The sequence below is a fragment of the Vibrio sp. 2130-1 genome (assembly GCF_033339515.1).
The window spans coordinates 1-732 of sequence record NZ_JAWOUT010000236.1; the positions used below are offsets into that span (position 1 = coordinate 1).

1 protein-coding gene is annotated in these 732 nt (G+C 47.4%); it reads right to left on the reverse strand.

Features of this window, described 5'->3' with window-relative positions; translation table 11 throughout:
* A partial coding sequence (locus tag R7Q09_RS25420) for a sodium-dependent transporter (protein WP_318143852.1) occupies window positions 1-732 on the reverse strand: 732 nt, incomplete at both ends.

Consider the following 732-nt stretch of genomic DNA (forward strand, 5'->3'; position numbering starts at 1 on the left):
TGATGCCATCACGACACTTGCTGAAACTACTGCGTTAGAACGTTTCATGCCTTTCTCATCGATAAGGTAAGAAACCACTACTTCTAACAATGAAACCGAAGAGGTAAGCGCCGCTACCGTTAATCCGATGAAGAACAGAAGCGCAAGTAGCAAACCAATCACACCGCCCATTTCCGCGAACAATTGAGGAACAACGACGAACACCAGACCTGGGCCTGCTGCTGGCTCCATGCCGAAAGCAAACATTTCAGGGAACATCGCGACACCAGCAAGGCTCGCTACGCCGGTATCCATTGCTGTAACCATACCTGTTGTTTGAACGAGGTTCTCTGTCTTCTTCAAGTAAGAGCCATAAGTCATCATACAACCCATACCAAGACTCAATGAGAAGAACGCCTGACCTAATGCTGCAAGTACCACGTTACTGTCCACTTTTGAGAAGTCTGGCATGAACAAGAACTCAAGACCTGCCATCGCACCTGGAAGCATCAAACCTTTCACCGATACGATGATCAAGATGATGAACAGCAGCGGCATAAGAACTTTACCCGCTTTTTCGATACCGCCAGAAATACCTTTCATTACGATCAGTACGTTAAGGAAAAGGTACACACCCATCCAGAACAGCGGTTGTAACGGATCAGAAATGAAACCACCAAAGCTGTCACCGATTGCCTCCGGCGTGCTTAGTAGACCACCACCGACTTTAAAAATGTAAGCTAACGCCCAACC